Consider the following 26,203-nt stretch of genomic DNA (forward strand, 5'->3'; position numbering starts at 1 on the left):
CTCGCGGATGCCGTTCTGTTATGCGCTGCGCGGCTCCACCGCGACGACGTTCTCGCCGGGATAGCATCCAAGCACCTTCAGCATGCGCGTCAGTCCCTTCAACTCCTGCAGCGCCTGCTGCATGCTGTCAGATTCCAGATTGCCCTGCACGTCGATATAAAACATCTCTTCCCACGGATTGCCGTTAATCGGGCGCGACTCCAGCTTGCTCATGATCAGGTTATGCTGACGCAGCACCAGCAGCGCCTCAACCAGCGCGCCCGCCTGCTGGCCGGTTGCCATCAGCAGCGTGGTTTTTGCCGGAACCTGATCGGAAACGGCGATGGCTTTGCGTGCCAGAACGATAAAGCGCGTATGGTTTTGCTGCTGATTCGCCAGATTACGCTCCAGCACCTGCAGATTATAGAGTTCGCCGCCCGCTTCGCTGCCCAGCGCCGCCGCCTTCGGTGAGTTCAGCGCCGCGACTTTCTCCATGGCGGCAGCGGTGCTTTCGGTATATTCGATCTTCCAGTGCGGGAAACGGCTAATAAACTGGCTGCACTGCTGGAACGGCTGCGGATGGCTGTAGACGGTTTCAATCTGCTGCAGATCGGTGGTGCCTGTGACCAGCACGCAGTGGTCGATCGGCTGGGTCAGTTCACCCACAATCGACAGGCTGGTCTGCTGCAGCAGATCGTAAACGTCATTGATTGAGCCGGAGCTGGTGTTTTCAATCGGCAGCACCGCGTAATCAGCCTGACCATTTTCCACCTGACGAATAATGTCCTGGAATTTCAGACAGCCAATTTCCACCATATTGTCGAAGTGGCGCGCGGCATACTGACGTGCGGCCAGGTGCGAATAGGAGCCTTTAGGCCCGAGAAAAGCGATACGCGCCGCCAGCGCATGGGCATGGTTCAGGTTTTTCTGCAGCAGCGCCTGCTGGGTCAGAACGGAATCTTCAATAATCTGCTGAAACAGACGCGTGATGTAGTGCGCATCGAGCTGATGTTTCTTCCCGAGCACGATCAGGTGCTCCAGCAGCGCACGCTCGCGTTCGATATCGCGAATGGGCCGATGCGTGGCCAGTTTCGCTTCGGCAACTTTCACGGCCAGCGCACGGCGCTCTGCCAGCAGCGTCAGCAGCTTTTCATCAACGGCGCTGATCTGGTCTCGCAGTGCCAGTAAAGGGTTCTCGGGATTCATAGGGCTCACCTGTAAGCTGTCCAATAAAAAAGCCTCCCGGCTGGGAGGCTTTGTTGTTCGTCTTCGCTTTCGTTTTCACACGACGACTCGCCTCCCAGTCAGGGGAAGGTAAAAAAGAAAGCGAAGAAAAACGGCAGACGTTTCATGATGATTTCCATTCAAAAAGTGATTCGAGAGTACCCGCACTGATTTAAGGCTGTCAATAAAAAACGCGCCCGCGGGCGCGTTTGCTAAAACAGGGGAGAGATCAGGTGGCCGGCGTAAAGTTTTTCACGCTGGTCGCTGCCCGACGGGCTTCTGGTTTGTGCTGAACCTTATTCAACTGACGCTCAAGCTTACCGATGAGATCGTTAATCGCCGTATACATATCCTCGTGCTTAGCGCTGGCAACCAGCGTGCCGTTTGGCGTATTGATGGTGGCATCAGCCACAAATTCTTTCGGCGCTTTAGAGAGAACGATATGCGGATTTATCAGATGAGCTTGCCATTTTTCCAGCTTGGCGAGACGGTCTTCGACATGGTCGCGGATAGCCGCGGTGATTTCCATTTGTTTGCTGGTAATGTTCAGAATCATAGGTCTACCTCTCTGTCATTTCCGTCTGGGTAGATCCAGCATAACGCGCTGAACAATGAAATGTGTGATTTTGATCACGAAAAAATGTCACTTTTTGTCAATACCAGGGATTTGTGAGAAAGGCCGGGAATGTGGCCGAAAGACCTTGAATCGGTGCGGGGAGTGGCGCATGATTGACGGGATAGATCAGCGGGGAATCAGAGAAGTTGTCGATTTTTCGCGCATAAAAAAAGCAGCCATGACGGCTGCTTTTTCGTTTTTGCGGCTCAGTATTAGCTGGCGCTGTTTGCGGCGATAATTTTCGCCACTTTATCCGCTTCGGCATTCAGCTGCAGATTGCGATAGGCTTTTTCCATCAGCGGCAGCGCATCGCGCGTCGCCTGAGTATCAGGATAATCGCGCATCATGCCTTCAACGCGGTTAACAACCGCGACATAGGCTTCCCGCTTAGTATAGAATTGCGCCACCGACAGTTCATACTTCGCCAGGCGGTCTTTCAGATAGACCAGACGTTTTTGCGCATCGGCTGCGTACTGGCTGTTTGGATAGTTACGCACCAGCTGCGAGAAGTCACGGAAGGCGTCGCGGGCGTGTGTAGGATCGCGGTCAGAACGGTCGATACCGAAAAAGCCCTGCAGCGCGGAGTCGTCCAGCGCCATATCCGTCAGGCCACGCATATAGATAACGTAGTCGATGTTCGGATGGGTCGGGTTAAGACGCATAAAGCGATCTATTGCCGCCTGCGCCAGCGGCAAATCGGCGTTTTTGTAGTAGGCATAGATCAAATCAAGCTGTACCTGCTGAGAATAAGGACCAAAAGGATAACGGTTGTCCAGCGCTTCCAGTTGCTTAATCGCCGCTTTAAAGTTACCGTCCTGCAGCTTTTCCTGAGCGGTAGCGTAGATTTCGGAAGGCGGGCTGTCCGGTACTGTGTCCTTTGAGCTGGAACATCCAACGAGGGCCAGGCTCAGTGTGGCAGCAGCCACCAGATATTTCATACGCGTCATGACGAAATGGTTATCCTCAAATTTGTTATGGCGGAAGCTGTCCGTATAGCTCCCGGTAATGACCAGGTACGATAGCACATTATATTAAACGGCATCGCCGTGAAAACCCAACGTTAACGAAGAAGCTGTATATGGCACAACAAGTTCAACTCACCGCAACGGTCTCCGAAGCGCAGCTGGGACAACGCTTAGATCAAACTTTGGCGGAATTGTTCCCCGATTATTCACGCTCGCGCATAAAAGAGTGGATCCTTGACCGGCGCGTCAGCGTTAACGGCGCGATCGTCGATAAACCGAAAGAGAAAGTCCTGGGCGGCGAACAGGTCGCTATCGACGCAGAAATTGAAGAAGAGCAGCGCTGGGAAGCGCAAAATATCCCCCTGAACATCGTCTATGAAGATGACGATATTCTGGTGATCAACAAGCCGCGCGATCTGGTGGTGCACCCCGGTGCCGGTAATCCTGACGGTACGGTACTTAACGCGCTGCTTTATCACTATCCTGCCATTGCCGATGTGCCGCGCGCCGGTATCGTGCATCGACTGGATAAGGACACCACCGGCCTGATGGTGGTGGCGAAAACCGTTCCGGCGCAGACGCACCTGGTGGAAACGCTACAGCTGCGCGAAATTACCCGCGAATATGAAGCGGTGGCGATTGGAACCATGACGGCGGGCGGCACGGTAAATGAGCCTATCAGCCGTCACTCAACCAAACGCACCCATATGGCCGTGCATCCGATGGGCAAACCGGCGGTAACGCACTATCGCATTATGGAGCACTTCCGCGCCCATACCCGTCTGCGCCTGCGTCTCGAAACCGGCCGAACGCATCAGATTCGCGTGCATATGTCGCACATTAACCATCCGCTGGTGGGCGATCCGCTTTACGGCGGCCGTCCGCGTCCGCCGAAAGGCGCCTCGGATCAGTTCATCGCAACGCTGCGCGCTTTCGATCGCCAGGCGCTGCACGCAACCATGCTGCGTCTCTATCATCCGATTACCGGAATTGAGATGGAGTGGCATGCGCCGCTGCCGCAGGACATGGTGGAGCTGATTGAGGCACTGAAAGCAGACACCGACGAGTTCCGCGATCAGATGGACTGGCTATGAGCTGGATCCAGCCGGACTGGCCTGCGCCCGCTAACGTAGGCGCCTGTTCGACGCTGCGCGGCGGCGGCGTAAGTCTGGCGCCGTGGGATACGTTCAACCTGGGCGGTCATGTCGGCGACGATCCGGCGCATGTGGCCGCTAACCGGGAGAGCCTGGTCGAGCGCGCCGCGTTGCCGGCGATGCCGCGCTGGCTTGAGCAGGTTCACGGCACCGACGTGGTTCGCCTGCCTGCTGTGCAGGCGGAGCCTTTACGGGCGGATGCCTGCATAACGCGCGAAACGGGCGTGGTATGCGCGGTAATGACCGCGGACTGCCTGCCGGTACTCTTCTGTTCTTATGACGGCACAGAAGTTGCCGCAGCGCATGCCGGCTGGCGTGGCCTGTGCGCTGGCGTGCTGGAAAAGACGCTGGCGCAGTTTGCGTCGCCTGCTGGTCAGATACATGCGTGGCTTGGACCGGCAATCGGTCCCGACGCGTTTGAAGTGGGCAGCGAAGTGCGCGATGCATTTATGGCGCATGACGCCCGCGCCCAGCAGGCTTTTCGTCCGGCTGGCGCGAAGTATTTCGCTGATATCTGGCTCCTTGCGCAGCAGCGGCTACAGGCGGCCGGCGTCACCTCTGTGAGCATGACCCGCCGCTGCACCTTTCAGGAGAGTGGCGATTTTTTCTCCTTCCGACGCGACGGAACCACCGGGCGTATGGCTTCTTTAATTTGGCTGAGATAACCTTACGCCACAAGACGATCCAGTAGCGTATTTTTTGCTCACAATGCAGGTCATTAACCTTGAAAATTTGAGGGATGACCTCATTTTAATCTCCAGTAGCATTTTGACCTGTAATGGGAGGAATCATGCGTCTGGATCGTCTTACCAACAAGTTCCAACTGGCCCTTGCCGACGCGCAGTCCCTTGCTCTGGGACACGACAACCAATTTATTGAACCTCTGCATCTGATGAGCGCACTGCTCAATCAGGAAGGCGGATCCGTTCGTCCGTTATTAGCCTCCGCTGGCGTTGATGTTGCTGCTCTGCGCAACGGCGTCGAACAGGCTATCAACCGTTTACCTCAGGTAGAAGGCAGCGACGGGGATGTGCAGCCCTCTGCTGATCTGGTTCGCGTACTTAACCTGTGCGACAAGCTGGCGCAGAAGCGCGGCGACAACTTTATATCATCTGAACTCTTTGTTCTGGCGGCCCTCGACTCGCGCGGCTCTTTGGCCGATCTGCTGAAATCGGCCGGCGCGACCACTGACAAGCTTACTAAAGCCATTGAGCAGCTGCGTGGAGGAGATAACGTGAACGATCAAGGGGCTGAAGATCAGCGCCAGGCGTTAAAGAAATACACCATCGACCTGACCGAACGCGCCGAACAGGGCAAGCTCGATCCAGTTATCGGCCGTGATGAAGAGATCCGCCGCACTATTCAGGTGCTGCAGCGCCGTACCAAAAACAACCCGGTGCTGATTGGTGAACCGGGCGTCGGGAAAACCGCAATCGTGGAAGGGCTGGCGCAGCGCATCATTAACGGCGAAGTGCCGGAAGGGCTGAAAGGCCGCCGGGTACTGGCGCTGGATATGGGCGCGCTGGTGGCGGGCGCAAAATATCGCGGCGAGTTCGAAGAGCGCCTGAAAGGCGTACTCAACGATCTGTCGAAGCAGGAAGGCAACGTCATCCTGTTTATTGATGAGCTGCATACCATGGTCGGCGCCGGTAAAGCCGACGGTGCGATGGATGCCGGTAATATGCTGAAGCCTGCGCTGGCGCGCGGCGAGCTGCACTGCGTCGGCGCGACCACGCTGGACGAATATCGTCAGTACATCGAAAAAGATGCCGCGCTGGAGCGTCGTTTCCAGAAGGTTTATGTCGCTGAACCAAGCGTAGAAGATACCATCGCTATCCTGCGCGGTCTGAAAGAACGCTATGAGCTGCACCACCATGTGCAGATCACCGACCCGGCGATTGTCGCGGCGGCGACGCTATCGCATCGCTATATCGCCGATCGCCAACTGCCGGATAAAGCCATCGACCTGATCGATGAGGCGGCGTCCAGCATTCGTCTGCAGATCGACTCGAAACCGGAACCGCTCGATCGCCTTGAGCGCCGCATTATTCAGCTGAAGCTTGAGCAGCAGGCGCTGAAGAAAGAGTCGGACGACGCCAGCATTAAGCGTCTCGAGATGCTGGAAAGCGAACTCGACCAGAAAGAGCGTGAATACGCCGAGCTGGAAGAGGAGTGGAAGGCGGAGAAGGCATCGCTTACCGGCACGCAGAATATCAAGGCGGAGCTGGAGCAGGCGCGTTTGTCGCTGGAGCAGGCGCGTCGCGTCGGCGATCTGGCACAAATGTCAGAGCTGCAATATGGCAAGATCCCGGCGCTGGAGAAACAGCTAGCGACCGCTACGCAGTCTGAAGGTAAAACCATGAAGCTGCTGCGCAATCGCGTTACCGACGTTGAGATCGCCGATGTGCTGGCACGCTGGACCGGTATTCCGGTGGCGCGCATGATGGAAGGTGAGCGCGATAAGCTGCTGCGCATGGAGCAGGATCTGCACGCGCGCGTCATTGGTCAGAACGAAGCGGTGGAAGCGGTATCGAACGCGATTCGTCGTAGCCGCGCAGGCTTGTCCGATCCGAATCGTCCAATCGGTTCGTTCCTGTTCCTGGGCCCGACCGGCGTGGGTAAAACTGAGCTCTGCAAAGCGCTGGCGAATTTCCTGTTCGACAGCGACGACGCGATGGTGCGTATCGATATGTCAGAGTTTATGGAAAAACACGCCGTATCGCGGCTGGTGGGCGCGCCTCCGGGATATGTCGGTTATGAAGAGGGCGGCTACCTGACAGAAGCGGTGCGTCGTCGTCCTTATTCCGTCATCCTGCTGGATGAAGTAGAGAAAGCGCATCCGGATGTATTCAACATTCTGCTGCAGGTGCTGGACGACGGGCGTCTGACTGACGGACAGGGTCGCACCGTCGATTTCCGCAATACGGTGGTCATCATGACGTCGAACCTGGGTTCCGACCTGATTCAGGAGCGCTTCGGCGAACTGAACTACGCGGAAATGAAAGATGTGGTGATGAACGTTGTCGGCCATCACTTCCGTCCGGAGTTCATTAACCGTATCGATGAAGTTGTGGTGTTCCACCCGCTGGGCGAGCAGCATATTGCTTCTATTGCGCAGATTCAGCTGCAGCGTCTGTATAAACGTCTGGATGAACGCGGCTACCAGCTGCATATCTCCGACGAAGCGCTGAAGCTGCTGGGCGAAAATGGCTACGATCCGGTTTATGGCGCGCGTCCGTTGAAACGTGCGATTCAGCAGCAGATCGAAAACCCGCTGGCGCAGCAGATCCTTTCGGGGCAGCTGGTGCCTGGCAAAACGATCGAGATGGATGTCAAAGAGGGCGAAATTGTCGCTCATCAGTAACTGACATCAGCGAAACGGGCTTGCGGGCCCGTTTTTTTATGCTGAAAATCGCAGTTTTGACGCATTTTTCAGCGTATCGCCTGGAAAATAAGCGGTCAGTAAAAAAGTTTAAATTAGGGCTTGTCAGCCCGAAAGAACTGCCTATAATGCGCCTCCACTGACACGGCACAACGGCTTACGGAATGCGGTGTTCAGGAGAGCCGGTTAACCGGGTCGCCGGATGAAATCACTGAAAAAAAGTGGTTGACTCCGAAGGAGAGTAGCGTAATATACGCCACCTCGCAGCAGCAGGCTCCGTCGCTGACTGCACCGCTCTTTAACAATTTATCAGACAATCTGTGTGGGCACTCGAGAGCAGATATCAAAAGCCTTCGGGCTTAAAAAATATCAAGCCTCACGAGTGGACACATAATGACATTCATTATGACGTTTTACAGATGAGCACCGCTTAACTTGTTTAAGCAAATCAAACTTAAATTGAAGAGTTTGATCATGGCTCAGATTGAACGCTGGCGGCAGGCCTAACACATGCAAGTCGAACGGTAGCACAGAGGAGCTTGCTCCTCGGGTGACGAGTGGCGGACGGGTGAGTAATGTCTGGGAAACTGCCCGATGGAGGGGGATAACTACTGGAAACGGTAGCTAATACCGCATAACGTCGCAAGACCAAAGTGGGGGACCTTCGGGCCTCACACCATCGGATGTGCCCAGATGGGATTAGCTAGTAGGTGGGGTAACGGCTCACCTAGGCGACGATCCCTAGCTGGTCTGAGAGGATGACCAGCCACACTGGAACTGAGACACGGTCCAGACTCCTACGGGAGGCAGCAGTGGGGAATATTGCACAATGGGCGCAAGCCTGATGCAGCCATGCCGCGTGTATGAAGAAGGCCTTCGGGTTGTAAAGTACTTTCAGCGGGGAGGAAGGCGATGTGGTTAATAACCGCGTCGATTGACGTTACCCGCAGAAGAAGCACCGGCTAACTCCGTGCCAGCAGCCGCGGTAATACGGAGGGTGCAAGCGTTAATCGGAATTACTGGGCGTAAAGCGCACGCAGGCGGTCTGTCAAGTCGGATGTGAAATCCCCGGGCTTAACCTGGGAACTGCATTCGAAACTGGCAGGCTAGAGTCTTGTAGAGGGGGGTAGAATTCCAGGTGTAGCGGTGAAATGCGTAGAGATCTGGAGGAATACCGGTGGCGAAGGCGGCCCCCTGGACAAAGACTGACGCTCAGGTGCGAAAGCGTGGGGAGCAAACAGGATTAGATACCCTGGTAGTCCACGCCGTAAACGATGTCGACTTGGAGGCTGTTTCCTTGAGAAGTGGCTTCCGGAGCTAACGCGTTAAGTCGACCGCCTGGGGAGTACGGCCGCAAGGTTAAAACTCAAATGAATTGACGGGGGCCCGCACAAGCGGTGGAGCATGTGGTTTAATTCGATGCAACGCGAAGAACCTTACCTACTCTTGACATCCACGGAATTCGGCAGAGATGCCTTAGTGCCTTCGGGAACCGTGAGACAGGTGCTGCATGGCTGTCGTCAGCTCGTGTTGTGAAATGTTGGGTTAAGTCCCGCAACGAGCGCAACCCTTATCCTTTGTTGCCAGCGATTCGGTCGGGAACTCAAAGGAGACTGCCGGTGATAAACCGGAGGAAGGTGGGGATGACGTCAAGTCATCATGGCCCTTACGAGTAGGGCTACACACGTGCTACAATGGCGCATACAAAGAGAAGCGACCTCGCGAGAGCAAGCGGACCTCATAAAGTGCGTCGTAGTCCGGATCGGAGTCTGCAACTCGACTCCGTGAAGTCGGAATCGCTAGTAATCGTGGATCAGAATGCCACGGTGAATACGTTCCCGGGCCTTGTACACACCGCCCGTCACACCATGGGAGTGGGTTGCAAAAGAAGTAGGTAGCTTAACCTTCGGGAGGGCGCTTACCACTTTGTGATTCATGACTGGGGTGAAGTCGTAACAAGGTAACCGTAGGGGAACCTGCGGTTGGATCACCTCCTTACCTGAAGATACTGCCTTTCGAAGTGCTCACACAGATTGTCTGATAGAAAGTAATGAGCAAGACGGCTGCGAAGTCGTGACGCGTTTTCGTGTCCCCTTCGTCTAGCGGTTAGGACTCCGCCCTTTCACGGCGGCAACAGGGGTTCGAATCCCCTAGGGGACGCCACTTGCTTGGTGACAGGTGAAAGGTGTCTCCACGAAATATCTCAAAACTGACGGCAACGTCGAGTTTGAGATATTGCTCTTTAACAATCCGGAACAAGCTGAAAATTGAAACGACGCCCTGCGTTCATTCCCCGTAAACAGGAATGAAAGGCAGCGCGTTCGAGTCTCTCAATAATCACATCCGCGACGTCGCAAGACGCCTGTGGGTTGTGAGGTTAAGCGACTAAGCGTACACGGTGGATGCCCTGGCAGTCAGAGGCGATGAAGGACGTGCTAATCTGCGAAAAGCGCCGGCAAGGTGATATGAACCGCTACAGCCGGCGATGTCCGAATGGGGAAACCCAGTGTGTTTCGACACACTATCGCAACATGAATACATAGTGTTGCGAGGCGAACCGGGGGAACTGAAACATCTAAGTACCCCGAGGAAAAGAAATCAACCGAGATTCCCCCAGTAGCGGCGAGCGAACGGGGAGCAGCCCAGAGTCTGAATCAGCTTGTGTGCTAGTGGAAGCGTCTGGAAAGTCGCAGGGTACAGGGTGACACTCCCGTACACGAAAGCACACATGCTGTGAACTCGAAGAGTAGGGCGGGACACGTGGTATCCTGTCTGAATATGGGGGGACCATCCTCCAAGGCTAAATACTCCTGACTGACCGATAGTGAACCAGTACCGTGAGGGAAAGGCGAAAAGAACCCCGGCGAGGGGAGTGAAACAGAACCTGAAACCGTGTACGTACAAGCAGTGGGAGCCTCTTTGTGGGGTGACTGCGTACCTTTTGTATAATGGGTCAGCGACTTATATTCTGTAGCAAGGTTAACCGTATAGGGGAGCCGCAGGGAAACCGAGTCTTAACTGGGCGTTAAGTTGCAGGGTATAGACCCGAAACCCGGTGATCTAGCCATGGGCAGGTTGAAGGTTGGGTAACACTAACTGGAGGACCGAACCGACTAATGTTGAAAAATTAGCGGATGACCTGTGGCTGGGGGTGAAAGGCCAATCAAACCGGGAGATAGCTGGTTCTCCCCGAAAGCTATTTAGGTAGCGCCTCGTGAACTCATCTCCGGGGGTAGAGCACTGTTTCGGCTAGGGGGCCATCCCGGCTTACCAACCCGATGCAAACTGCGAATACCGGAGAATGTTATCACGGGAGACACACGGCGGGTGCTAACGTCCGTCGTGAAGAGGGAAACAACCCAGACCGCCAGCTAAGGTCCCAAAGTCATGGTTAAGTGGGAAACGATGTGGGAAGGCCCAGACAGCCAGGATGTTGGCTTAGAAGCAGCCATCATTTAAAGAAAGCGTAATAGCTCACTGGTCGAGTCGGCCTGCGCGGAAGATGTAACGGGGCTAAACCATGCACCGAAGCTGCGGCAGCGACGCGTATGCGTTGTTGGGTAGGGGAGCGTTCTGTAAGCCGTCGAAGGTGTGCTGTGAGGCATGCTGGAGGTATCAGAAGTGCGAATGCTGACATAAGTAACGATAAAGCGGGTGAAAAGCCCGCTCGCCGGAAGACCAAGGGTTCCTGTCCAACGTTAATCGGGGCAGGGTGAGTCGACCCCTAAGGCGAGGCTGAAAAGCGTAGTCGATGGGAAACAGGTTAATATTCCTGTACTTGGTGTTGCTGCGAAGGGGGGACGGAGAAGGCTATGTTGGCCGGGCGACGGTTGTCCCGGTTTAAGCGTGTAGGTGTGTGTTCCAGGCAAATCCGGTTCACTTTACACTGAGGCGTGATGACGAGGCACTACGGTGCTGAAGCAACAAATGCCCTGCTTCCAGGAAAAGCCTCTAAGCTCCAGGCAACACGAAATCGTACCCCAAACCGACACAGGTGGTCAGGTAGAGAATACCAAGGCGCTTGAGAGAACTCGGGTGAAGGAACTAGGCAAAATGGTGCCGTAACTTCGGGAGAAGGCACGCTGGCGCGTAGGTGAAGGGACTTGCTCCCGGAGCTGAGGCCAGTCGAAGATACCAGCTGGCTGCAACTGTTTATTAAAAACACAGCACTGTGCAAACACGAAAGTGGACGTATACGGTGTGACGCCTGCCCGGTGCCGGAAGGTTAATTGATGGGGTTATCCGTAAGGAGAAGCTCTTGATCGAAGCCCCGGTAAACGGCGGCCGTAACTATAACGGTCCTAAGGTAGCGAAATTCCTTGTCGGGTAAGTTCCGACCTGCACGAATGGCGTAATGATGGCCAGGCTGTCTCCACCCGAGACTCAGTGAAATTGAAATCGCTGTGAAGATGCAGTGTACCCGCGGCAAGACGGAAAGACCCCGTGAACCTTTACTACAGCTTGACACTGAACACTGGTCCTTGATGTGTAGGATAGGTGGGAGGCTTTGAAGCGTGGACGCCAGTCTGCGTGGAGCCGTCCTTGAAATACCACCCTTTAATGGCTGGTGTTCTAACGTAGGCCCGTTACCCGGGCTGCGGACAGTGTCTGGTGGGTAGTTTGACTGGGGCGGTCTCCTCCCAAAGCGTAACGGAGGAGCACGAAGGTTGGCTAATCCTGGTCGGACATCAGGAGGTTAGTGCAATGGCATAAGCCAGCTTGACTGCGAGAGTGACGGCTCGAGCAGGTGCGAAAGCAGGTCATAGTGATCCGGTGGTTCTGAATGGAAGGGCCATCGCTCAACGGATAAAAGGTACTCCGGGGATAACAGGCTGATACCGCCCAAGAGTTCATATCGACGGCGGTGTTTGGCACCTCGATGTCGGCTCATCACATCCTGGGGCTGAAGTAGGTCCCAAGGGTACGGCTGTTCGCCGTTTAAAGTGGTACGCGAGCTGGGTTTAGAACGTCGTGAGACAGTTCGGTCCCTATCTGCCGTGGGCGCTGGAAAACTGAGGGGGGTTGCTCCTAGTACGAGAGGACCGGAGTGAACGCACCGCTGGTGTTCGGGTTGTCATGCCAATGGCACTGCCCGGTAGCTAAGTGCGGAAGAGATAAGTGCTGAAAGCATCTAAGCACGAAACTTGCCCCGAGATGAGTTTTCCCTGACCCCTTGAGGGTCCTGAAGGGACGTTGAAGACGACGACGTTGATAGGCCGGGTGTGTAAGCGCAGCGATGCGTTGAGCTAACCGGTACTAATGACCCGTGAGGCTTAACCTTACAACGCCAGAGGCGTTTTGTGAGACGCGAGATTTTCAGCTTGTACCGGATATATCTGCGCGGCCCTGCGGGCGGCGCGGAAACAGAATTTGCCTGGCGGCCTTAGCGCGGCGGTCCCACCTGACCCCATGCCGAACTCAGAAGTGAAACGCCGTAGCGCCGATGGTAGTGTGGGGTCTCCCCATGCGAGAGTAGGGAACTGCCAGGCATCCAACTGCGATAACCCTGACCTCACGGTCAGGGTTTTTTGCATTTTCAGGCCCGTAAAAACACCTTCTCAGTTACACGCGTTACATCCAAACCTCTTGCGCATCACACATTTAGCGCCGCACGGCCGCGAGAACGTTCCGTTGTCACGGTTGAAGTGCTTTACTCATTGTTTTAATGCTGCTTATCAGCAAGGAAACTGAGGTAACGCATGGCCAAAATCGATTCGCGCCCATCCCACAGTGGGGCAGAAGATCCGGGGATCAGCAAGAAACGCGTCTGGGCAATCGTCGGCGCGTCGTCAGGTAATCTGGTTGAATGGTTCGACTTCTACGTCTATTCATTTTTCTCTCTCTATTTTGCCCATATTTTCTTTCCCAAGGGCGACACTACAACGCAGCTGCTGCAAACCGCCGGAGTATTCGCTGCCGGCTTTCTGATGCGTCCCATCGGCGGCTGGCTGTTCGGCTATATCGGCGATCGACACGGACGTAAAAAGTCGATGCTTATCTCGGTGTGTATGATGTGCTTCGGCTCGCTGGTCATCGCCTGCCTGCCCGGCTATGGCAGTATCGGCATCGCGGCTCCGGCAATTCTGCTGCTGGCGCGCATGTTTCAGGGGCTGTCGGTGGGAGGCGAATATGGCACCAGCGCAACCTATATGAGCGAAGTGGCGCTGGAAGGACGCAAAGGGTTTTACGCTTCCTTTCAGTACGTTACGCTTATCGGCGGCCAGCTTCTGGCGGTGCTGACGGTGGTGGTGCTGCAGTTTATCCTCAGCGAAGAGGATCTGCGCAGCTGGGGCTGGCGTATTCCCTTTTTTCTCGGCGCGATCCTGGCGGTGGTGGCTCTCTGGCTGCGGCGATCGCTGCATGAAACCTCAGATAACCAGAGTCGTCATCACAAAGACGCCGGCAGCATTACCGGACTGCTGCGCAACCATACGCGTGCCTTCCTGATGGTGCTGGGTTTTACCGCAGGCGGCTCCCTGAGCTTTTACACCTTTACCACCTATATGCAAAAGTACCTGGTGAACACGGCGGGAATGGACGCGAAAAGCGCCAGCGGCCTGATGACCGCCGCGCTGCTGGTATTTATGCTGATCCAGCCGATTATCGGCGCATTGTCCGATAAAATTGGTCGTCGCGGATCGATGCTGATCTTTGGCGCGGGCGCGGCGATCTGCACCGTTCCCATCCTCACCGCGCTGCAAAGCGTGCAAAGTCCGACAGTCGCCTTCTGCCTGATTATGCTGGCGCTGCTGATTACCAGCTTCTACACCGCCATCAGCGGCATTCTTAAGGCAGAGATGTTTCCGCCAGAGGTGCGCGCGCTTGGCGTCGGCCTCTCCTATGCCGTTGCAAACGCGATTTTTGGCGGCTCGGCGGAATATGTCGCACTGCTGATGAAGCAGCAGGGCATCGAGACTACCTTCTTCTGGTATGTATCGGCAATGGGCGCGCTGGCGTTCCTGGTATCGCTCCTGCTGCACAGGCGCGGCAAGGGCATTAAGCTGTAAAGGCTGGCGGGGAAGGGATGGCCTGCGGCAATCGGCGCCGCAGGCCATAGATCAGAGGATACGGCTAATCAGACGATCGATACGGATACGGCGCAGGCGACGGATCAGCTTGCGCACCTTCGCCGGATAGTCGGAGATGCTTTCCAGCTCGCGGAAATGCTTCACGACGTGAGTATGGGTGCGAATCAGCGCCAGCTCTTTTTCGCGCTGCTCGGCAAGCTGCTGCAGCGGATCGTGGATCAGCACCGCGTTTTCCAGATCGAGGCGCCAGGCGCGCGGGTTGAGGTTGTTGCCGGTAATCAGCATCCACTCTTCATCTACCCATATGCCCTTCAGGTGATAGCTGTTCTCGCCATCCTTCCACAGGCGCACCGCCAGCTGTCCGTTATCGACATAATATTGCAGGCGGCTCATAAAGCGGCGCAGGTTGATCTCATAGAGATAGGGCAGCGCGCCGATAATTTTAAACGGCTGCTCAGGGGGAATATAGAAGTCGTTAGCGGTCTTATCGCCGACGATAATTTCCACCTCTTTGCCCTCGCGCAGCAGATGAATAATGCTGCGCACCAGAATCGCCGGCAGGTTGAAGTAGGGCGTGCAGATGGTCAGCTTCTGCTCAGTGCAGGGCATCAGGTGGAAAATGGTTTTGTTGAGCAGGCTACGCTTGCCCAGCCCGACCAGCGGCGTAACGGTCAGCTCTTCATTATGGCCATCGCCGGTGAACTGATAGTTGAAGCCGCGCAGATCCTGGCGGAACTGGCGCGCCTCATTTTTGATTTCCGGGCTGGAAGGGCGCTCTTCGCGGTCGAGGCGGTTGACCGCTTCCGACTGCTTAAGGTTGACGTTAATCCACTCATACATGGTGTCGGCCAGCTGCGGGTTGCGAATCAGCTGATAGCGGTCGTATCGATACTTATCGTGCTGATGCAGGTAAACGTCGTTGATGCTGGCGCCGCTGTAGAGCAGCGTATCGTCAATAATAAAGCCTTTCAGATGCAGCACGCCGAGCGCTTCGCGCGTATTGACCGGAATCCCGTATACCGGAATGGCGATATCCGCATGCTGCGTCGCCATTTCACAATACCAGTCGGCATTGGTGACGCCGCGCGCCGCGCCGATGCGTCCGCGCTGGGCGCGATGCCAGTCGACCAGAATGCTGATATCCAGCTCAGGACGCGCGCGCTTTGCCGCATAGAGCGCATTCATAACCGCACGGCCTGCATCGTCGTTTTCCATATAAAGAGCGACGATGCAGATGCGGTGCTGCGCCGCGGCGATCTTTTCCAGCAGCGTGCGACGAAAGTCGGCAGGCGAGTAGAGCGTTGACACATCCGCAGGGGACTGTGACAGCTTCGGCAACTGTGCGAGGTGTTGTTGATGCTTATTGCGTTTGAATTTAGTCAGCATCGCAGTGCGCTTCTTCTCGTTTCATTGCATGGCCTTTTGCCATCAAATCAGGGTCATAACGGTAAATAATAACATCAACCTGATGCGGTCGGCCATTTTTTACCTTTCTCTACAAGGTTAGCTGATGTCCCTGTGTAAGGATAAATTCAGGCTGACGATACCTTCATCGAGCTGAACGTCCACTTCAAACCCCAGCTTGCGCGCCAGGGTGATCATGCCACGGTTGTGGGGCATGGTAATCCCGTTGAGCTGCTGCAGCCCGTGATCGCGCGTATAGCGGATCATCTTTTCCAGCAGCCGCCGTCCCATGCCGAGCCCTTTTAGGTCGGATCGCACCAGCACCGAGAACTCGGCGTCGATATTGTCAGCGTCGGAAATCGCGCGGGTGACGCCGATAATCTCGCTGCTTTCCTGCTGCTGACGCACCGCGACAAAGGCCATCTCGCGGTCATAGTCGATCTGCGTCATATTGGCGAGATCCTCATGGGTGAACTCGTTGATCTCGCTGAAGTAGCGATAGTAGAGATCCTCTTTGGTGACCTGAGCGATAAAGGCGCGCAGCAGCGGCTCATCTTCGGGCAGGATAGGGCGGAACAGACAGCTCTGCCCATCCTTCAGCGTCACCTGCTCTTCCAGCTGCTGCGGGTAGGGGCGTATCGCCAGCCGCGCTTCGTTGTCTCCGCTGAACGGTGCCAGATCCAGGGTCACGTCCAGCAGGGTAAATTCGCTGCCCGCCGCCAGCAGCGGATGAATATCGAGCCGCTGGATCTCGGGGCAGTCGACGACCAGGTTGGAGACCTGCACCAGCAGCTGGCTGAGGGCGGGAATATCCAGGGTATCGAGCCCGCCGCGACTGCGAATTTTGCCGCTTTTAATCGCCTGTATCACCAGATAGCGCGCCAGCGTCATATTGAGCGGCGGCAGCGCCACCGCCGCCTGTTTGTCCGCCTGCCACTCTACGCCGCCTTCGCCCAGCAAGATCACCGGACCGAACAGCGCATCCTGCTGCACCACGACGCGCAGCTCCTGCGCGCCGGCGCGGTTCGCCATGCTCTGCACCAGCAGCCCTTCGATGCGCGCCTGCGGCAGCGTCTGCCTGACGCGATCGACGATCGCCTCGGCCGCCTGCTGCACTTCTGCGGCGTTGCGCAGATAGAGCATAACCCCCTGCACCTCCGATTTATGGGCGATATCGGGCGAGCGCAGCTTGAGCGCGACGGGATAGCCGATACGCTCGGCGATCGCAACCGCATCAAGGCTGTCGCTGGCAATCCAGGTCGGCAGCGTCGCCAGGCCATACGCCTGCAGCACCGGCTGCACCTCATGGGTATCGAGCGTGGTGACGCCTTTCGCCAGCGCCTGCGACAAGAGCTGATGCGCCTGGGCGCTGTCCTGCGTCAGGCTGGCGGGCAGCGCCGGGGTTTCGCGCAGCTGTTTCTGGTTGCGGCGATACTCCACCTGATGCATAAACGCCGTGACCGTGCCTTCCGGGGTGCGCCAGGTGGGGATGCCCGCCTGGGTAAAGGCGCGGCGCGCCGCCTGCGAGGAAAATTCACCGCACCAGTTGGTCAGCAGCGTCACCTGCTTGCCGCGCGGATGGACAGCGATAGCCTGAATGATCTGCTGCGCCGATTCGGTGGCGGGCGCCACCGCGCTGGGTGCGTGGACGATCATCAGCGCATCAAACTCATGGCTGCTCAGCAGAATATTCAGGCAGTCGACATAGCGCTGCGGCGTGGCGTCATCTTTCAGGTCGAGCGGATTGCCGCGTCCGACACCTTCCGGCAGCAGCGCCGCCAGTGCCGCCAGCGTTTCTTCACTGAGCGCGGCGAGCTTGCCGTTGCGCGCATAGAGTTCGTCCAGCGCCAGCGCAGCGGGCGCGGCGCCGTTGCTGACGATCATCAGCCGATCGCCGCGCAGCGGACGCATATGGCTGAGCGACTCCACGGCGGTGAAAAGCTCATGCGTATCCTGGACGCGTAGCAGGCCCGCACGCTGGATCGCCGCATCCCAGGCGGCGTCCAGCCCGCTGTGGGTGCCGAGCAGCGCCTGCGCCTGATGGCTGCGGCCGCTTTTAATCACCAGAATAGGTTTATTGCGCGAGGCGCTGCGCGAGGCGGAGACAAAGCGTCGCGCGTCGCTCAGGTGCTCCAGGTAGAGCAGAATAGCGCTGGTTTTGCCGTCGCGCGCCAGAAAGTCGAGCAGATCGTCGACGTCGGTATCCAGGCTGTCGCCCAGCGCGATAAACCAGGAGAAGCCCAGGTTGCGCTGCTGCGCCCAGTCGAGAATGGTGTTGGAGACCGCCGCTGACTGAGAGATAAAGGCGATGCGGCCTTTTTCAATCGGCACCGGCGAGAAGCTGGCGTTAAGCCCTTGCCAGGGCGCAAGCAGGCCGAGGCTGTTAGGGCCGAGCAGGCGTATCTGCCACTGCGCGGCGCAGCGCTTCAGTTCTTCCTGCTGGCTGGCGGGCGCGGAGAGAATAATACAGGCCTTGCACCCTTTTTCGCCCAGCTGCTGCAGCAGGTCGAGATTGCGTTTCGCGTGGGTGCAGATCACCGCCAGGTCGGGCGCAAAAGGCAGGCTGTCGATGGTGGGCCAGGCAAGCACGCCGCTGACGGCTTTATATTTGGGCGTCACCGGCAGCACCGGGCCGCTAAAGCCGCCCGCCAGCAGATTGCGCATCATAAAGTGTCCGGCGCGTCCCGGCCTGTCCGAGGCGCCGATCACCGCAATGGATTTAGGTCGTAACAGCGCTTCCAGTCCGCGTTGGCTCATCCCACTCTCCCGAAGTCGACTGGCATGATTGTAATCGCTTTTTAACCAGATTGCCGTTGCGACGATCGCAGGCTGCGAGCCGCACCAGCATTTGCGCCGCCCAGGCGCTACAGGCTTTCGGCGATGGCGCCTTGATGCGCTGGATGGTGCGGTTTACCGGCGAGATAGGCGTGACGGAAACGCTCGAAGTGCTGTTGCAACGCCTGCGCCGCCGCCAGGTCACCAGCCTGCTCCAGCAGCGCTGCGGCCACTTCGGCGGTGCAGTGCTGGCCTTCGCCGTGCGCTTCGCGCAGGGTATAGCGCGACGGCGCGGTGACATTAAGCGACATGACCGGCAGCGCATCGAGCCAGGGGCTTTTGCGAAACATTTTGCGCGCCTCGGTCCAGGTGCCGTCGAGCATAATAAACAGCGGCGGCTTGCCGCTCAGCGGCGGCGCGCTCAGCACCTCGCGGCCGGGATCGGCATAGGAGGCGGGGAACACCACCATCGGCTGATAGTCGGGATGCGCCACGGCGCTAAGCAGTGCCGGATCGGGCTCGGTGCGCGACCAGCCGAACGCCTCGGTTTGCGGCAGAATGTCGGCGATCAGCCGCCCGGTATTGCTGGGTTTCATCGGCTCGGTATCGAACATCACCAGGCAGAAGCGGCTGCGCGCGCGCTGCGGCGCGATCGTGGCGCACAGGCAGTTTTTCTGCGGCAGCAAACAGCGCTGGCAGCGCACCACGCGGTTGCCTCGAGCGAGAAAAGGGCGAGTGGCGCGGGCAAGGCGTTGCGCACGCAGGCGTAGAACGGCGTTATCAGTCATGGCTCAGCGGAAGAAGTAAAACGTTAGTGTAATCGAAGCTGGCTGCTCTGTCCCGCTGAGCATGACCTCAGAATTTACAGCGATTCATCCAGCCATTCATTAAAGGGCGCTTTCGGCATGGCGCCGTTCAGCATGTCCACCATCTCGCCTTTTTTAAAGATCATAATGGTTGGAATGCTGCGGATGCGAAAACGCGCGCTCAGCGAGGGTTCCGCTTCGGTATTGACCTTAACGAAACGCACCTGGCCGCTGCGCTCCTGCGCCACATCTTTAAACACCGGCGCAAAGTTAACGCAGGGTCCGCACCAGGGCGCCCAGAAATCGACCACTACCGGCAGATCGTCCTGCAGATATTTATCCAGCGTATCGGCAGTCGCGTTAGCGACCTCGCCGTTAAACAGATCGCTGCCGCAGCGGCCGCATTTAGCTCCATCGGCGACGCGCTCAGGGGGAACGCGATTGGTTGCCTGACAGGAAGCACATACCGTATTCATAGTTACCTCAAAGGGTTTGCAGGTGTCAGTCTTGTAAATATTCCCCATTATGAGAAGGTTGCGAACGGGCCTCAAACTGGATTGTCCAATAGGTTCAATAGTTGATAGCTAAGCGCTAATACATCAGGTAATCTGCGCGCTCTCAATGCAGGAGGAACAGATGAACGACGAATTTAAAGGCAAAAGTGGCAAGGTAAAAGTGATGTACGTGCGAGATGAGGGCGAGTCTGGCTCACGCGCGCCGAACCCGCGTACCGGTAAAGGGGGTGGCCGCCCAGCCCGTCAGGAAGATTCGCGTCGTTCCTCTGGCCGCCGTAGCGAAGAGGGTGCCAGCCGCAAGCCGCGCAGCGATGAAGGCGGACGCCGTCCTCGCAGCGACGAGGGCAGCCGCAAACCGCGCAGCGATGAGGCTTTCTCACCCTGGCGTACCGTGTCGCGTTCGCCGAGCGAGCGTACGTCCGCAGAGGAGAAACAGCCGGAGCAGGGCGGCAAAGTGGCTATCGATCCAGAAGTGATCCGCCGTCAGCGCCAGGAAGAGACGCGCGTCTACGGCGAAAACGCCTGTCAGGCGCTGTTCCAGAGCCGCCCGGAAGCGATCGTACGCGCCTGGTTCGTGCAGAGCGTGACGCCGCGTTTCCGCGACGCACTGCGCTGGCTGGCGGCGAACCGCAAAGCCTATCACGTTGTCGAGGATGCCGAGCTGGCGAAAGCCTCGGGCACTGAACACCACGGCGGCGTCTGCTTTATTATCAAAAAACGCATGGGCATGGCGGTCAGCGAGTGGCTGAGCCAGGCCGGTGAGAAAGATTGCGTGCTGGCGCTGGAAGATGTCAGCAACCCGCACAACCTGGGCGGTATTATGCGCAGCTGCGCGCATTTCGGCGTTAAGGGGCTGCTGGTGAACGACGCCTCGCTGCTGGAGTCGGGCGCGGCGGTGCGTACCGCAGAAGGCGGAGCAGAACACGTTCAGGCGATCAGCGGCGAGAGCTTTGCCGCCGGTCTGGAAGCGTTCCGCAAGGCGGGCTACACCATCGTTACCACGTCAAGCCATGAGGGCACGCCGCTGGCGAAAGCCGAGCTGCCGGCGAAGATGGTGCTGGTGCTGGGCCAGGAGAGCGAAGGCTTGTCCGACAGCGCGTTCCAGCAGGGCGATATCAGCCTCTCCATCGGCGGCACCGGCAACGTTGAAAGCCTCAACGTCTCGGTGGCAACCGGTATTCTGCTTGCCGAATGGTGGCGACAGAACGCATAAAAAAACGGGCCGAAAGGCCCGTTTTTGTTTCTGCTCTTGTAAGGCTTTGTGCCGAAGCCCGTGGCATGGGCCGATGGCAAAATCAGTGCGCGCCACCGCCACCGCCACCGCTGCCGGAACCAAACGGCGGCCGGGCAAACCAGATCAGCACCAGCAGAATCAAAAACACCCCGGCCGAGGCCCAGAAGATCTCATTGGCGGAGATAATAAGCCCCTGGTTGGTGATCTGCTGAGCGATATAGGCCGAGGCCTGCTGATGCGTCATCCCCATTCCTTCCAGCTGCGTATACATCTGCTGCGCATTGGTGTTGTAGGGGGTAATCGACTCGGTAAAGGTGCTGTGATGCATCGATTCCCGGTTAGTCCACAGCGTGGTGGTAATCGAGGTGCCGATTGAGCCCGCCAGGGTACGCACGAAGTTCGACAGGCTCGACGCCGCCGCCAGCCGCTCCGGCGCCAGTCCCGAAAGGGTAATGGTGGTGAGCGGCATAAAGAAGCAGGCGACCGCGAATCCCTGGATAAACTGCGGCCAGGCCGATGCGCCGAAGTCCATCGAGGGTTCGAAGGTATAGGCGCGCCAGTAGAAGCAGACGGCGTACATAATAAAGCTGAAGGTCACCAGCCGTCGCATATCCAGCTTGTGGGCGAAGCGGCCGATGATGGGCGACAGGATCACCGGAATAATCCCTACCGGCGCGGACGCCAGACCGGCCCAGGTTGCGGTATAGCCGTAAACCTCCTGCAACAGCTGCGGCAGCAGAACAATCGAGCCGAAGTAGAGCATATAGGCCAGGCTAATAGAGAGACAGCCGATGGTGAAGTTGCGCGACTTAAACAGCGCCAGATCGACAATTGGGTGGTCGTCGGTCAGCTCCCACACCAGCAGCACCGCCAGCGACACCACGGCGACCACCGTCAGCACCACAATCTCGGTGGAGTTAAACCAGTCAAGCTCCTTACCGCGATCCAGCATCACCTGCAGACAGCCGATGCCCACCACCAGCAGCACCAGGCCCACCACGTCGATAGGGCGCACCTCGGTGCGGGTCTCGCGACCGCGCAGCGTCTGCAGCGTCAGCATCACCACCACCGCGCCGATCGGCACGTTGATAAAGAAGATCCAGCCCCAGTGGTAGTTATCGCTGATCCAGCCGCCGAGAATCGGCCCGCAGATCGGCGCGACGATTACCGTCATCGCCCAGAGTGAAAGGGCGATACTGCGCTTCGCGGGTGGATAGTTGCTCAGCAGCAGACTCTGCGACAGCGGGATCAGCGGACCCGCGACGATACCTTGCAGGATGCGGAAGAAAATCAGCATCTCCAGGCTTTCCGACATGCCGCACGCCCAGGAGGCGAGGGCGAACAGGATCGTCGCCCAGGTAAAGAGCTTCACCTCGCCGACGCGCTTTGCCAGCCAGCCGGTAATCGGAATGGAGATAGCGTTCGCCACCCCGAACGAGGTTATGACCCATGTGCCCTGCGAGTTAGAGGCGCCCAGATTGCCTGCGATGGTCGGAATCGCGACGTTAGCGATGGTCGAATCCAGCACCTGCATAAAGGTCGCCAGCGACAGCGCGATGGTCATCAGGACCAGCGGCGCGCCTTCTAGCGGTTTTTGTGCCATGACAGCCTCCGCGTGATCATCCGGCGTTGGCGCGAACGATTTCAGTGATCAGCTGGTTCACCGGCGCCAGATCGATCGCCAGCGCATTGCTGCTGTAGGCGGCCTGCTGGCGAACGCTGGTGGCGAGTGCGCTGCCATCTTTATTCGTGGTGTCCACTTTCACCAGCGTCGACAGGCCAATGCGCAGCGGATGTTTAGCGATTTCGTCCGGGTTAAGCTCGATACGCACCGGCAGACGCTGAACCACTTTGATCCAGTTGCCGGTCGCGTTCTGCGCAGGCAGCAGCGAGAAGGCGCTGCCGGTGCCCATATCCAGGCCGACCACTTTGCCGTGGTAAACCACATCGTCGCCGTAGATATCGGCCACTACCGTCGCGTCCTGTCCGATGCGGACGCCAGCCAGCTGCGTCTCTTTGAAGTTCGCGTCGATCCACAGGTTGGTAGCGGGCACCACCGCCATCAGCGGCGTGCTGGTGCTGATTTGCGCACCGACCTGCACGCTGCGGCGCGACACGTAGCCATCCATCGGGCTGCGGATATCGGTACGCTGCAGCGCCAGCCAGGCATCACGCAGTTCCGCTGCGGCCTGTTTCACCGCCGGCTGATTTTCCAGCGAGGTGTTGAGGATCATCGCCTGGTTGGCGTTGTACTGCTGCACCGCCACGTCGAGCTGCGCCTTCGCGGTAGCGACCGCGTCGCGCGAGTGCTGCAGCTCTTCACGGCCAATCAGGTTAGAGGCGCCCAGCGGCTCGCGGCGTTTCAGATCGGCTTCCGCCTGCGCCAGCGCGGTTTGCTGCAGCGCGATGCTCGCCTGATACTGCTTTGCGTTAATCATCAGCTGATGCGTCTGGCGCACGCTGGTGGCCAGCGCGGTCTGCGCTTTTTCAAACGCCTGTTCGGCGTCGGTTTTATCCAGCGAAACCAGCACGTCGCCTTTCTTCACAAAATCGGTATCGTCAAACCAGACCTTGTTGACGCTGCCCGAGACCTGCGCCATGACCTGCACCTGGTTTCCGGCCACGTAGGCGTCGTCTGTTTCCTGGAAATGCCGCAGCACCAGAAACCAGTAGACGCCCCAGACGATGCCTGCCAGCACAAAAAGCAGCGCCAGCAGAATCAGCAATTTTTTACGCGTCTTCTTTTTTTGGGCTGGCTGTTGCGGGCTTTGCGCCTCTGCCGTTGCACTCATGTCACTCTCCAACTGTTTCATAGGCCGGGACGCGATCGTTCCTTTTCACGGAGCCCGAGTCGAAAAAGCCAGCGACAAGGCGCTGGCCGGATAAAAGGGGATTAAAATAACGGTTTCGACAGGTGATTGTGTCGCAGTTCTTGCTATTAGCGAGAGAGGGAGGCGATGACCTGATCTTCGTCCATTTTGTCCAGACGATTGAGCAACTTACGCGTAATCCCTTCCAGCTGCGTCTTCTCGTCAGTTGAGAGGGAAGACCAGAGATACTGCAGGCTCTGATGCTGAGGCGGCAGCAGCTGACGCAGGAACTCATTACCTTTTTCGGTGAGATGCAGATGCAGGCAGCGACGATCGTTATCGCTCTCGCGACGTTCGATCCAGCCGCGTTTCTCCAGCTCATCGGCGATGCGCGTTGCGTTGGTGCGCGAAGAGCCTAGCGCGGCGCTCAGCTCGGAGGGCTGAATGCTCTGGTTTTCCTGCGCGTCCAGCGTGATCAACGCCATGAATAAGGTTTCGTTAATTCCCTGCGCCTTTAACATCTTATTGCGATTTTCCAGCAGCTTTCCCTGCATGTGCATGCACAGACGCGTCAGAATGATTTCGTGGAGCGGGAAATCTTTGTGGCGATTTGCGCGGATGTTAAGCATCTGTTCAATGGGAGTAAACGAACTTTCCATTATAAAAAAACCTCACTAGTTGCAACTAATATAGTAACGATGGTGACAGATTAAGCGTAGTCATTTTTACTCCGCGCAATTGTTCAGAAGATCACACTGTCGTCATCAGATGGTTCCAGGCCGCTCCCTGACCCTGGGCACGAAACCCTCGCCCTCTGCCGCTTGTTGCGGCAGGGCACGATATCAAAACGAAAAGAAACTTTTTGCAGGCTAAATAATTTCGCAAGAAAAAATAACTTGTGTGAATAGGTTTGCTGCTAACGATAACAAAACTAACCATTCGTGACCAGACTCAATCACACCTTTGGTATTTTATTTACTTACTTAAGGGGGCTTCGAAGCGGTAACCGCGCCACCAAATCAGCAGGTTGAGCAGCGTCATCACCACGCCAGCGGCGCACACGCCGTACCAGCCGGCAAAGTGAAAGGCGTTGGCGGAGAGAAGCGAGCCGAACGCGCCGCCGATAAAATAGCTGGTCATATAGCCAGCGGTAAGGCGATTGCGCGCCTCGGGCATCTGGCTATAGATGACGCTCTGATTGGTGATATGCACCCCCTGAACCGCCAGGTCGAGCAGCAGTATGCCGACAATCAGCGCCGCCAGCGAGTGCGCACCCATCGCCGTCATGCCCCAGGAGGCGAGCATAATCAGCAGGCCCAGCGTGGTGGTCATTTTGGCTTTGCCTTTATCCGCCAGCGAGCCAGCCTGACGCGCGGCCAGCGCGCCCGCCGCGCCGACCAGTCCCAGCAGGCCGATTTCGCCTTCGGAGTAGCCGTAAGGCGGCGAGGCGAGCAGAAAGGCCATCGACGTCCAGAGCACGCTAAAGTTGGCGAAAGAGAGGCAGCCGGTCCAGGCGCGAGTACGAATAACGCGATTCGCCCGGTAGATCTGGAAAATCGATTTCAGCAGCTGCGGATAGTTTAGCGACACCGTGGGTTTCACCTGCGGCAGAAAGCGCCACAGCGCCAGTGCCATCAGTACCATCAGGACGCTGGCGGTCCAGTAAACGGTACGCCAGCCGCCCAACTGCGCCAGCGCGCCCGCGACGGTGCGCGCCAGCAGAATGCCGAGCAGCAGGCCGCTCATCACCGTACCGACGATTCTGCCGCGCTTCTCCGGCGGCGCCAGCGTTGCGGCGAGAGGAACCAGGATCTGCGCCACCACTGAAAAGAGGCCTGTCAGCACCGTGCCCAGCAGCAGCAGCGTAAAAGAAGAGGAGGTGGCGGTCATCACCATGCCGCCAGCCGCCAGCAGGCTCATGCCGACGATCAGGGCGCGACGCTCAAGCATATCGCCAAGCGGCACCAGCAGCAGCAGGCCGCAGGCGTAGCCGAGCTGCGCAGTGGTGACAATAAATCCCGCCATGCTGACGGAAAGATCAAAGTTCTGGGCGATGGTATTGAGCAGGGGCTGAACATAGTAGTTGCTTGCCACCGAAAGACCGGTGGCGACAGACATCAGCAACACCAGTGCAGGCGTTAGCGTATGGCGATGAACATTCATGTAGAGAGCGCGCAGAGAGTAATAATCATAATCGGGTAATAGTAACCCAAAAAACTATTTCATTGATGGGTAAATTGACAGGACGTACCAGTCGCATCAGCAGAAAATGCTGGCGCAGAAAGAGAGGGGCAGAGAAGGTCAGTCCCAG

Annotated in this window: 17 protein-coding genes, 1 tRNA gene, 3 rRNA genes and 1 other annotated feature; of the genes, 9 read left to right on the forward strand and 12 right to left on the reverse strand. The window is 57.5% G+C overall.

Translation table 11 applies throughout. The annotated features are described in order from the left end of the window. Positions 1–18 precede the first annotated feature (18 nt). From pheA to bamD, 4 genes are all read right to left on the reverse strand, one after another. Positions 19–1,185 (reverse strand): bifunctional chorismate mutase/prephenate dehydratase, encoded by a 1,167-nt coding sequence (gene pheA / locus LB453_RS06550; RefSeq protein WP_103794845.1) that lies wholly within the window; start codon positions 1,183–1,185, stop codon positions 19–21. Positions 1,186–1,207: 22 nt separating this feature from the next. After that, positions 1,208–1,332, reverse strand: a sequence feature (Phe leader region). After that, a complete protein-coding gene (gene pheL, locus LB453_RS06555; protein WP_100279143.1) occupies positions 1,284–1,331 on the reverse strand; it encodes a pheA operon leader peptide PheL in 48 nt (15 codons plus the stop codon). (Overlaps the previous feature by 48 nt.) Before the next feature lie 100 nt (positions 1,333–1,432). Continuing rightward, positions 1,433–1,759 (reverse strand): ribosome-associated translation inhibitor RaiA, encoded by a 327-nt coding sequence (raiA, locus tag LB453_RS06560; protein ID WP_033751998.1) that lies wholly within the window; start codon positions 1,757–1,759, stop codon positions 1,433–1,435. A 272-nt stretch (positions 1,760–2,031) separates the two neighbouring features. Then, a complete protein-coding gene (gene bamD / locus LB453_RS06565) occupies positions 2,032–2,766 on the reverse strand; it encodes an outer membrane protein assembly factor BamD (RefSeq protein WP_103794846.1) in 735 nt (244 codons plus the stop codon). A gap of 131 nt (positions 2,767–2,897) precedes the next feature. On the opposite strand from bamD, the gene rluD reads away from it, so the two are divergent. The 8 genes from rluD (at position 2,898) to LB453_RS06605 (ending at position 14,327) form a co-directional block, all read left to right on the forward strand. After that, positions 2,898–3,878: a 23S rRNA pseudouridine(1911/1915/1917) synthase RluD gene (gene rluD, locus LB453_RS06570; RefSeq protein WP_103794847.1), complete on the forward strand. Its 981-nt coding sequence runs from the start codon at positions 2,898–2,900 to the stop codon at positions 3,876–3,878. Then, on the forward strand, positions 3,875–4,603 hold the full coding sequence (yfiH, locus tag LB453_RS06575) for a purine nucleoside phosphorylase YfiH (protein WP_103794848.1): 729 nt from the start codon (positions 3,875–3,877) through the stop codon (positions 4,601–4,603). The genes rluD and yfiH overlap by 4 nt, the downstream gene beginning before the upstream one ends. Positions 4,604–4,728: 125 nt before the next feature. After that, positions 4,729–7,302, forward strand: a complete 2,574-nt coding sequence (clpB, locus tag LB453_RS06580) for an ATP-dependent chaperone ClpB (RefSeq protein WP_103794849.1) — start codon at positions 4,729–4,731, stop codon at positions 7,300–7,302. Between the two features lie 474 nt (positions 7,303–7,776). Further along, positions 7,777–9,318: ribosomal RNA gene (locus LB453_RS06585) — 16S ribosomal RNA — on the forward strand. A gap of 90 nt (positions 9,319–9,408) precedes the next feature. Further along, positions 9,409–9,483: transfer RNA gene (locus LB453_RS06590), tRNA-Glu, on the forward strand. Between the two features lie 212 nt (positions 9,484–9,695). Then, positions 9,696–12,601 (forward strand): 23S ribosomal RNA (locus LB453_RS06595). Positions 12,602–12,693: 92 nt separating this feature from the next. After that, positions 12,694–12,809, forward strand: a 5S ribosomal RNA gene (rrf, locus tag LB453_RS06600). Together the 16S, 23S and 5S rRNA genes with 1 tRNA gene alongside form the textbook arrangement of a ribosomal RNA operon. Positions 12,810–13,019: 210 nt before the next feature. After that, positions 13,020–14,327: an MFS family transporter gene (locus tag LB453_RS06605; RefSeq protein WP_103794433.1), complete on the forward strand. Its 1,308-nt coding sequence runs from the start codon at positions 13,020–13,022 to the stop codon at positions 14,325–14,327. A gap of 51 nt (positions 14,328–14,378) precedes the next feature. Here the strand turns inward: LB453_RS06605 and pssA are convergent, their stop codons facing one another. From pssA to trxC, 4 genes are all read right to left on the reverse strand, one after another. Further along, complete coding sequence (gene pssA, locus LB453_RS06610) at positions 14,379–15,734, reverse strand: CDP-diacylglycerol--serine O-phosphatidyltransferase (protein ID WP_224481620.1); 1,356 nt, start codon at positions 15,732–15,734, stop codon at positions 14,379–14,381. A 117-nt stretch (positions 15,735–15,851) separates the two neighbouring features. Further along, complete coding sequence (locus LB453_RS06615) at positions 15,852–18,509, reverse strand: bifunctional acetate--CoA ligase family protein/GNAT family N-acetyltransferase (RefSeq protein WP_224481621.1); 2,658 nt, start codon at positions 18,507–18,509, stop codon at positions 15,852–15,854. Positions 18,510–18,616: 107 nt separating this feature from the next. Then, positions 18,617–19,315 carry a tRNA-uridine aminocarboxypropyltransferase gene (locus LB453_RS06620; protein WP_103794430.1) on the reverse strand — a complete coding sequence of 233 codons (699 nt, stop codon included), beginning with the start codon at positions 19,313–19,315 and terminating at the stop codon, positions 18,617–18,619. A 74-nt stretch (positions 19,316–19,389) separates the two neighbouring features. Continuing rightward, the gene (trxC, locus tag LB453_RS06625) at positions 19,390–19,809 is read right to left on the reverse strand and encodes a thioredoxin TrxC (RefSeq protein WP_103794429.1); all 420 of its coding nucleotides are present in this window, start codon (positions 19,807–19,809) and stop codon (positions 19,390–19,392) included. Positions 19,810–19,969: 160 nt separating this feature from the next. Between trxC and LB453_RS06630 the strand changes: the two genes are divergently transcribed. After that, positions 19,970–21,061 (forward strand): tRNA/rRNA methyltransferase, encoded by a 1,092-nt coding sequence (locus LB453_RS06630; protein WP_103794428.1) that lies wholly within the window; start codon positions 19,970–19,972, stop codon positions 21,059–21,061. 82 nt (positions 21,062–21,143) lie between these two features. Here LB453_RS06630 and emrB read toward each other — a convergent pair whose 3' ends face one another. From emrB to LB453_RS06650, 4 genes are all read right to left on the reverse strand, one after another. Continuing rightward, positions 21,144–22,685: a multidrug efflux MFS transporter permease subunit EmrB gene (gene emrB / locus LB453_RS06635; RefSeq protein WP_103794427.1), complete on the reverse strand. Its 1,542-nt coding sequence runs from the start codon at positions 22,683–22,685 to the stop codon at positions 21,144–21,146. Between the two features lie 16 nt (positions 22,686–22,701). Then, on the reverse strand, positions 22,702–23,874 hold the full coding sequence (gene emrA / locus LB453_RS06640) for a multidrug efflux MFS transporter periplasmic adaptor subunit EmrA (protein WP_103794455.1): 1,173 nt from the start codon (positions 23,872–23,874) through the stop codon (positions 22,702–22,704). Positions 23,875–24,020: 146 nt separating this feature from the next. Continuing rightward, a complete protein-coding gene (gene mprA / locus LB453_RS06645) occupies positions 24,021–24,551 on the reverse strand; it encodes a transcriptional repressor MprA (protein ID WP_224481622.1) in 531 nt (176 codons plus the stop codon). Between the two features lie 316 nt (positions 24,552–24,867). Beyond that, positions 24,868–26,055: an MFS transporter gene (locus LB453_RS06650; RefSeq protein ID WP_103794425.1), complete on the reverse strand. Its 1,188-nt coding sequence runs from the start codon at positions 26,053–26,055 to the stop codon at positions 24,868–24,870. Positions 26,056–26,203: the final 148 nt, after the last annotated feature.

The sequence above is a fragment of the Pantoea agglomerans genome (assembly GCF_020149765.1).
GTDB lineage: Bacteria > Pseudomonadota > Gammaproteobacteria > Enterobacterales > Enterobacteriaceae > Pantoea > Pantoea alvi.

Coding starts and splice junctions, on each gene's coding strand:
- pheA (WP_103794845.1), bottom strand. CDS start 1,185: ATGAATCCCGAGAACCCTTTACTGGCACTGCGAGACCAGATCAGCGCC.
- raiA (WP_033751998.1), bottom strand. CDS start 1,759: ATGATTCTGAACATTACCAGCAAACAAATGGAAATCACCGCGGCTATC.
- bamD (WP_103794846.1), bottom strand. CDS start 2,766: ATGACGCGTATGAAATATCTGGTGGCTGCTGCCACACTGAGCCTGGCC.
- rluD (WP_103794847.1), top strand. CDS start 2,898: ATGGCACAACAAGTTCAACTCACCGCAACGGTCTCCGAAGCGCAGCTG.
- yfiH (WP_103794848.1), top strand. CDS start 3,875: ATGAGCTGGATCCAGCCGGACTGGCCTGCGCCCGCTAACGTAGGCGCC.
- clpB (WP_103794849.1), top strand. CDS start 4,729: ATGCGTCTGGATCGTCTTACCAACAAGTTCCAACTGGCCCTTGCCGAC.
- LB453_RS06605 (WP_103794433.1), top strand. CDS start 13,020: ATGGCCAAAATCGATTCGCGCCCATCCCACAGTGGGGCAGAAGATCCG.
- pssA (WP_224481620.1), bottom strand. CDS start 15,734: ATGCTGACTAAATTCAAACGCAATAAGCATCAACAACACCTCGCACAG.
- LB453_RS06615 (WP_224481621.1), bottom strand. CDS start 18,509: ATGAGCCAACGCGGACTGGAAGCGCTGTTACGACCTAAATCCATTGCG.
- LB453_RS06620 (WP_103794430.1), bottom strand. CDS start 19,315: ATGACTGATAACGCCGTTCTACGCCTGCGTGCGCAACGCCTTGCCCGC.
- trxC (WP_103794429.1), bottom strand. CDS start 19,809: ATGAATACGGTATGTGCTTCCTGTCAGGCAACCAATCGCGTTCCCCCT.
- LB453_RS06630 (WP_103794428.1), top strand. CDS start 19,970: ATGAACGACGAATTTAAAGGCAAAAGTGGCAAGGTAAAAGTGATGTAC.
- emrB (WP_103794427.1), bottom strand. CDS start 22,685: ATGGCACAAAAACCGCTAGAAGGCGCGCCGCTGGTCCTGATGACCATC.
- emrA (WP_103794455.1), bottom strand. CDS start 23,874: ATGAGTGCAACGGCAGAGGCGCAAAGCCCGCAACAGCCAGCCCAAAAA.
- mprA (WP_224481622.1), bottom strand. CDS start 24,551: ATGGAAAGTTCGTTTACTCCCATTGAACAGATGCTTAACATCCGCGCA.
- LB453_RS06650 (WP_103794425.1), bottom strand. CDS start 26,055: ATGAATGTTCATCGCCATACGCTAACGCCTGCACTGGTGTTGCTGATG.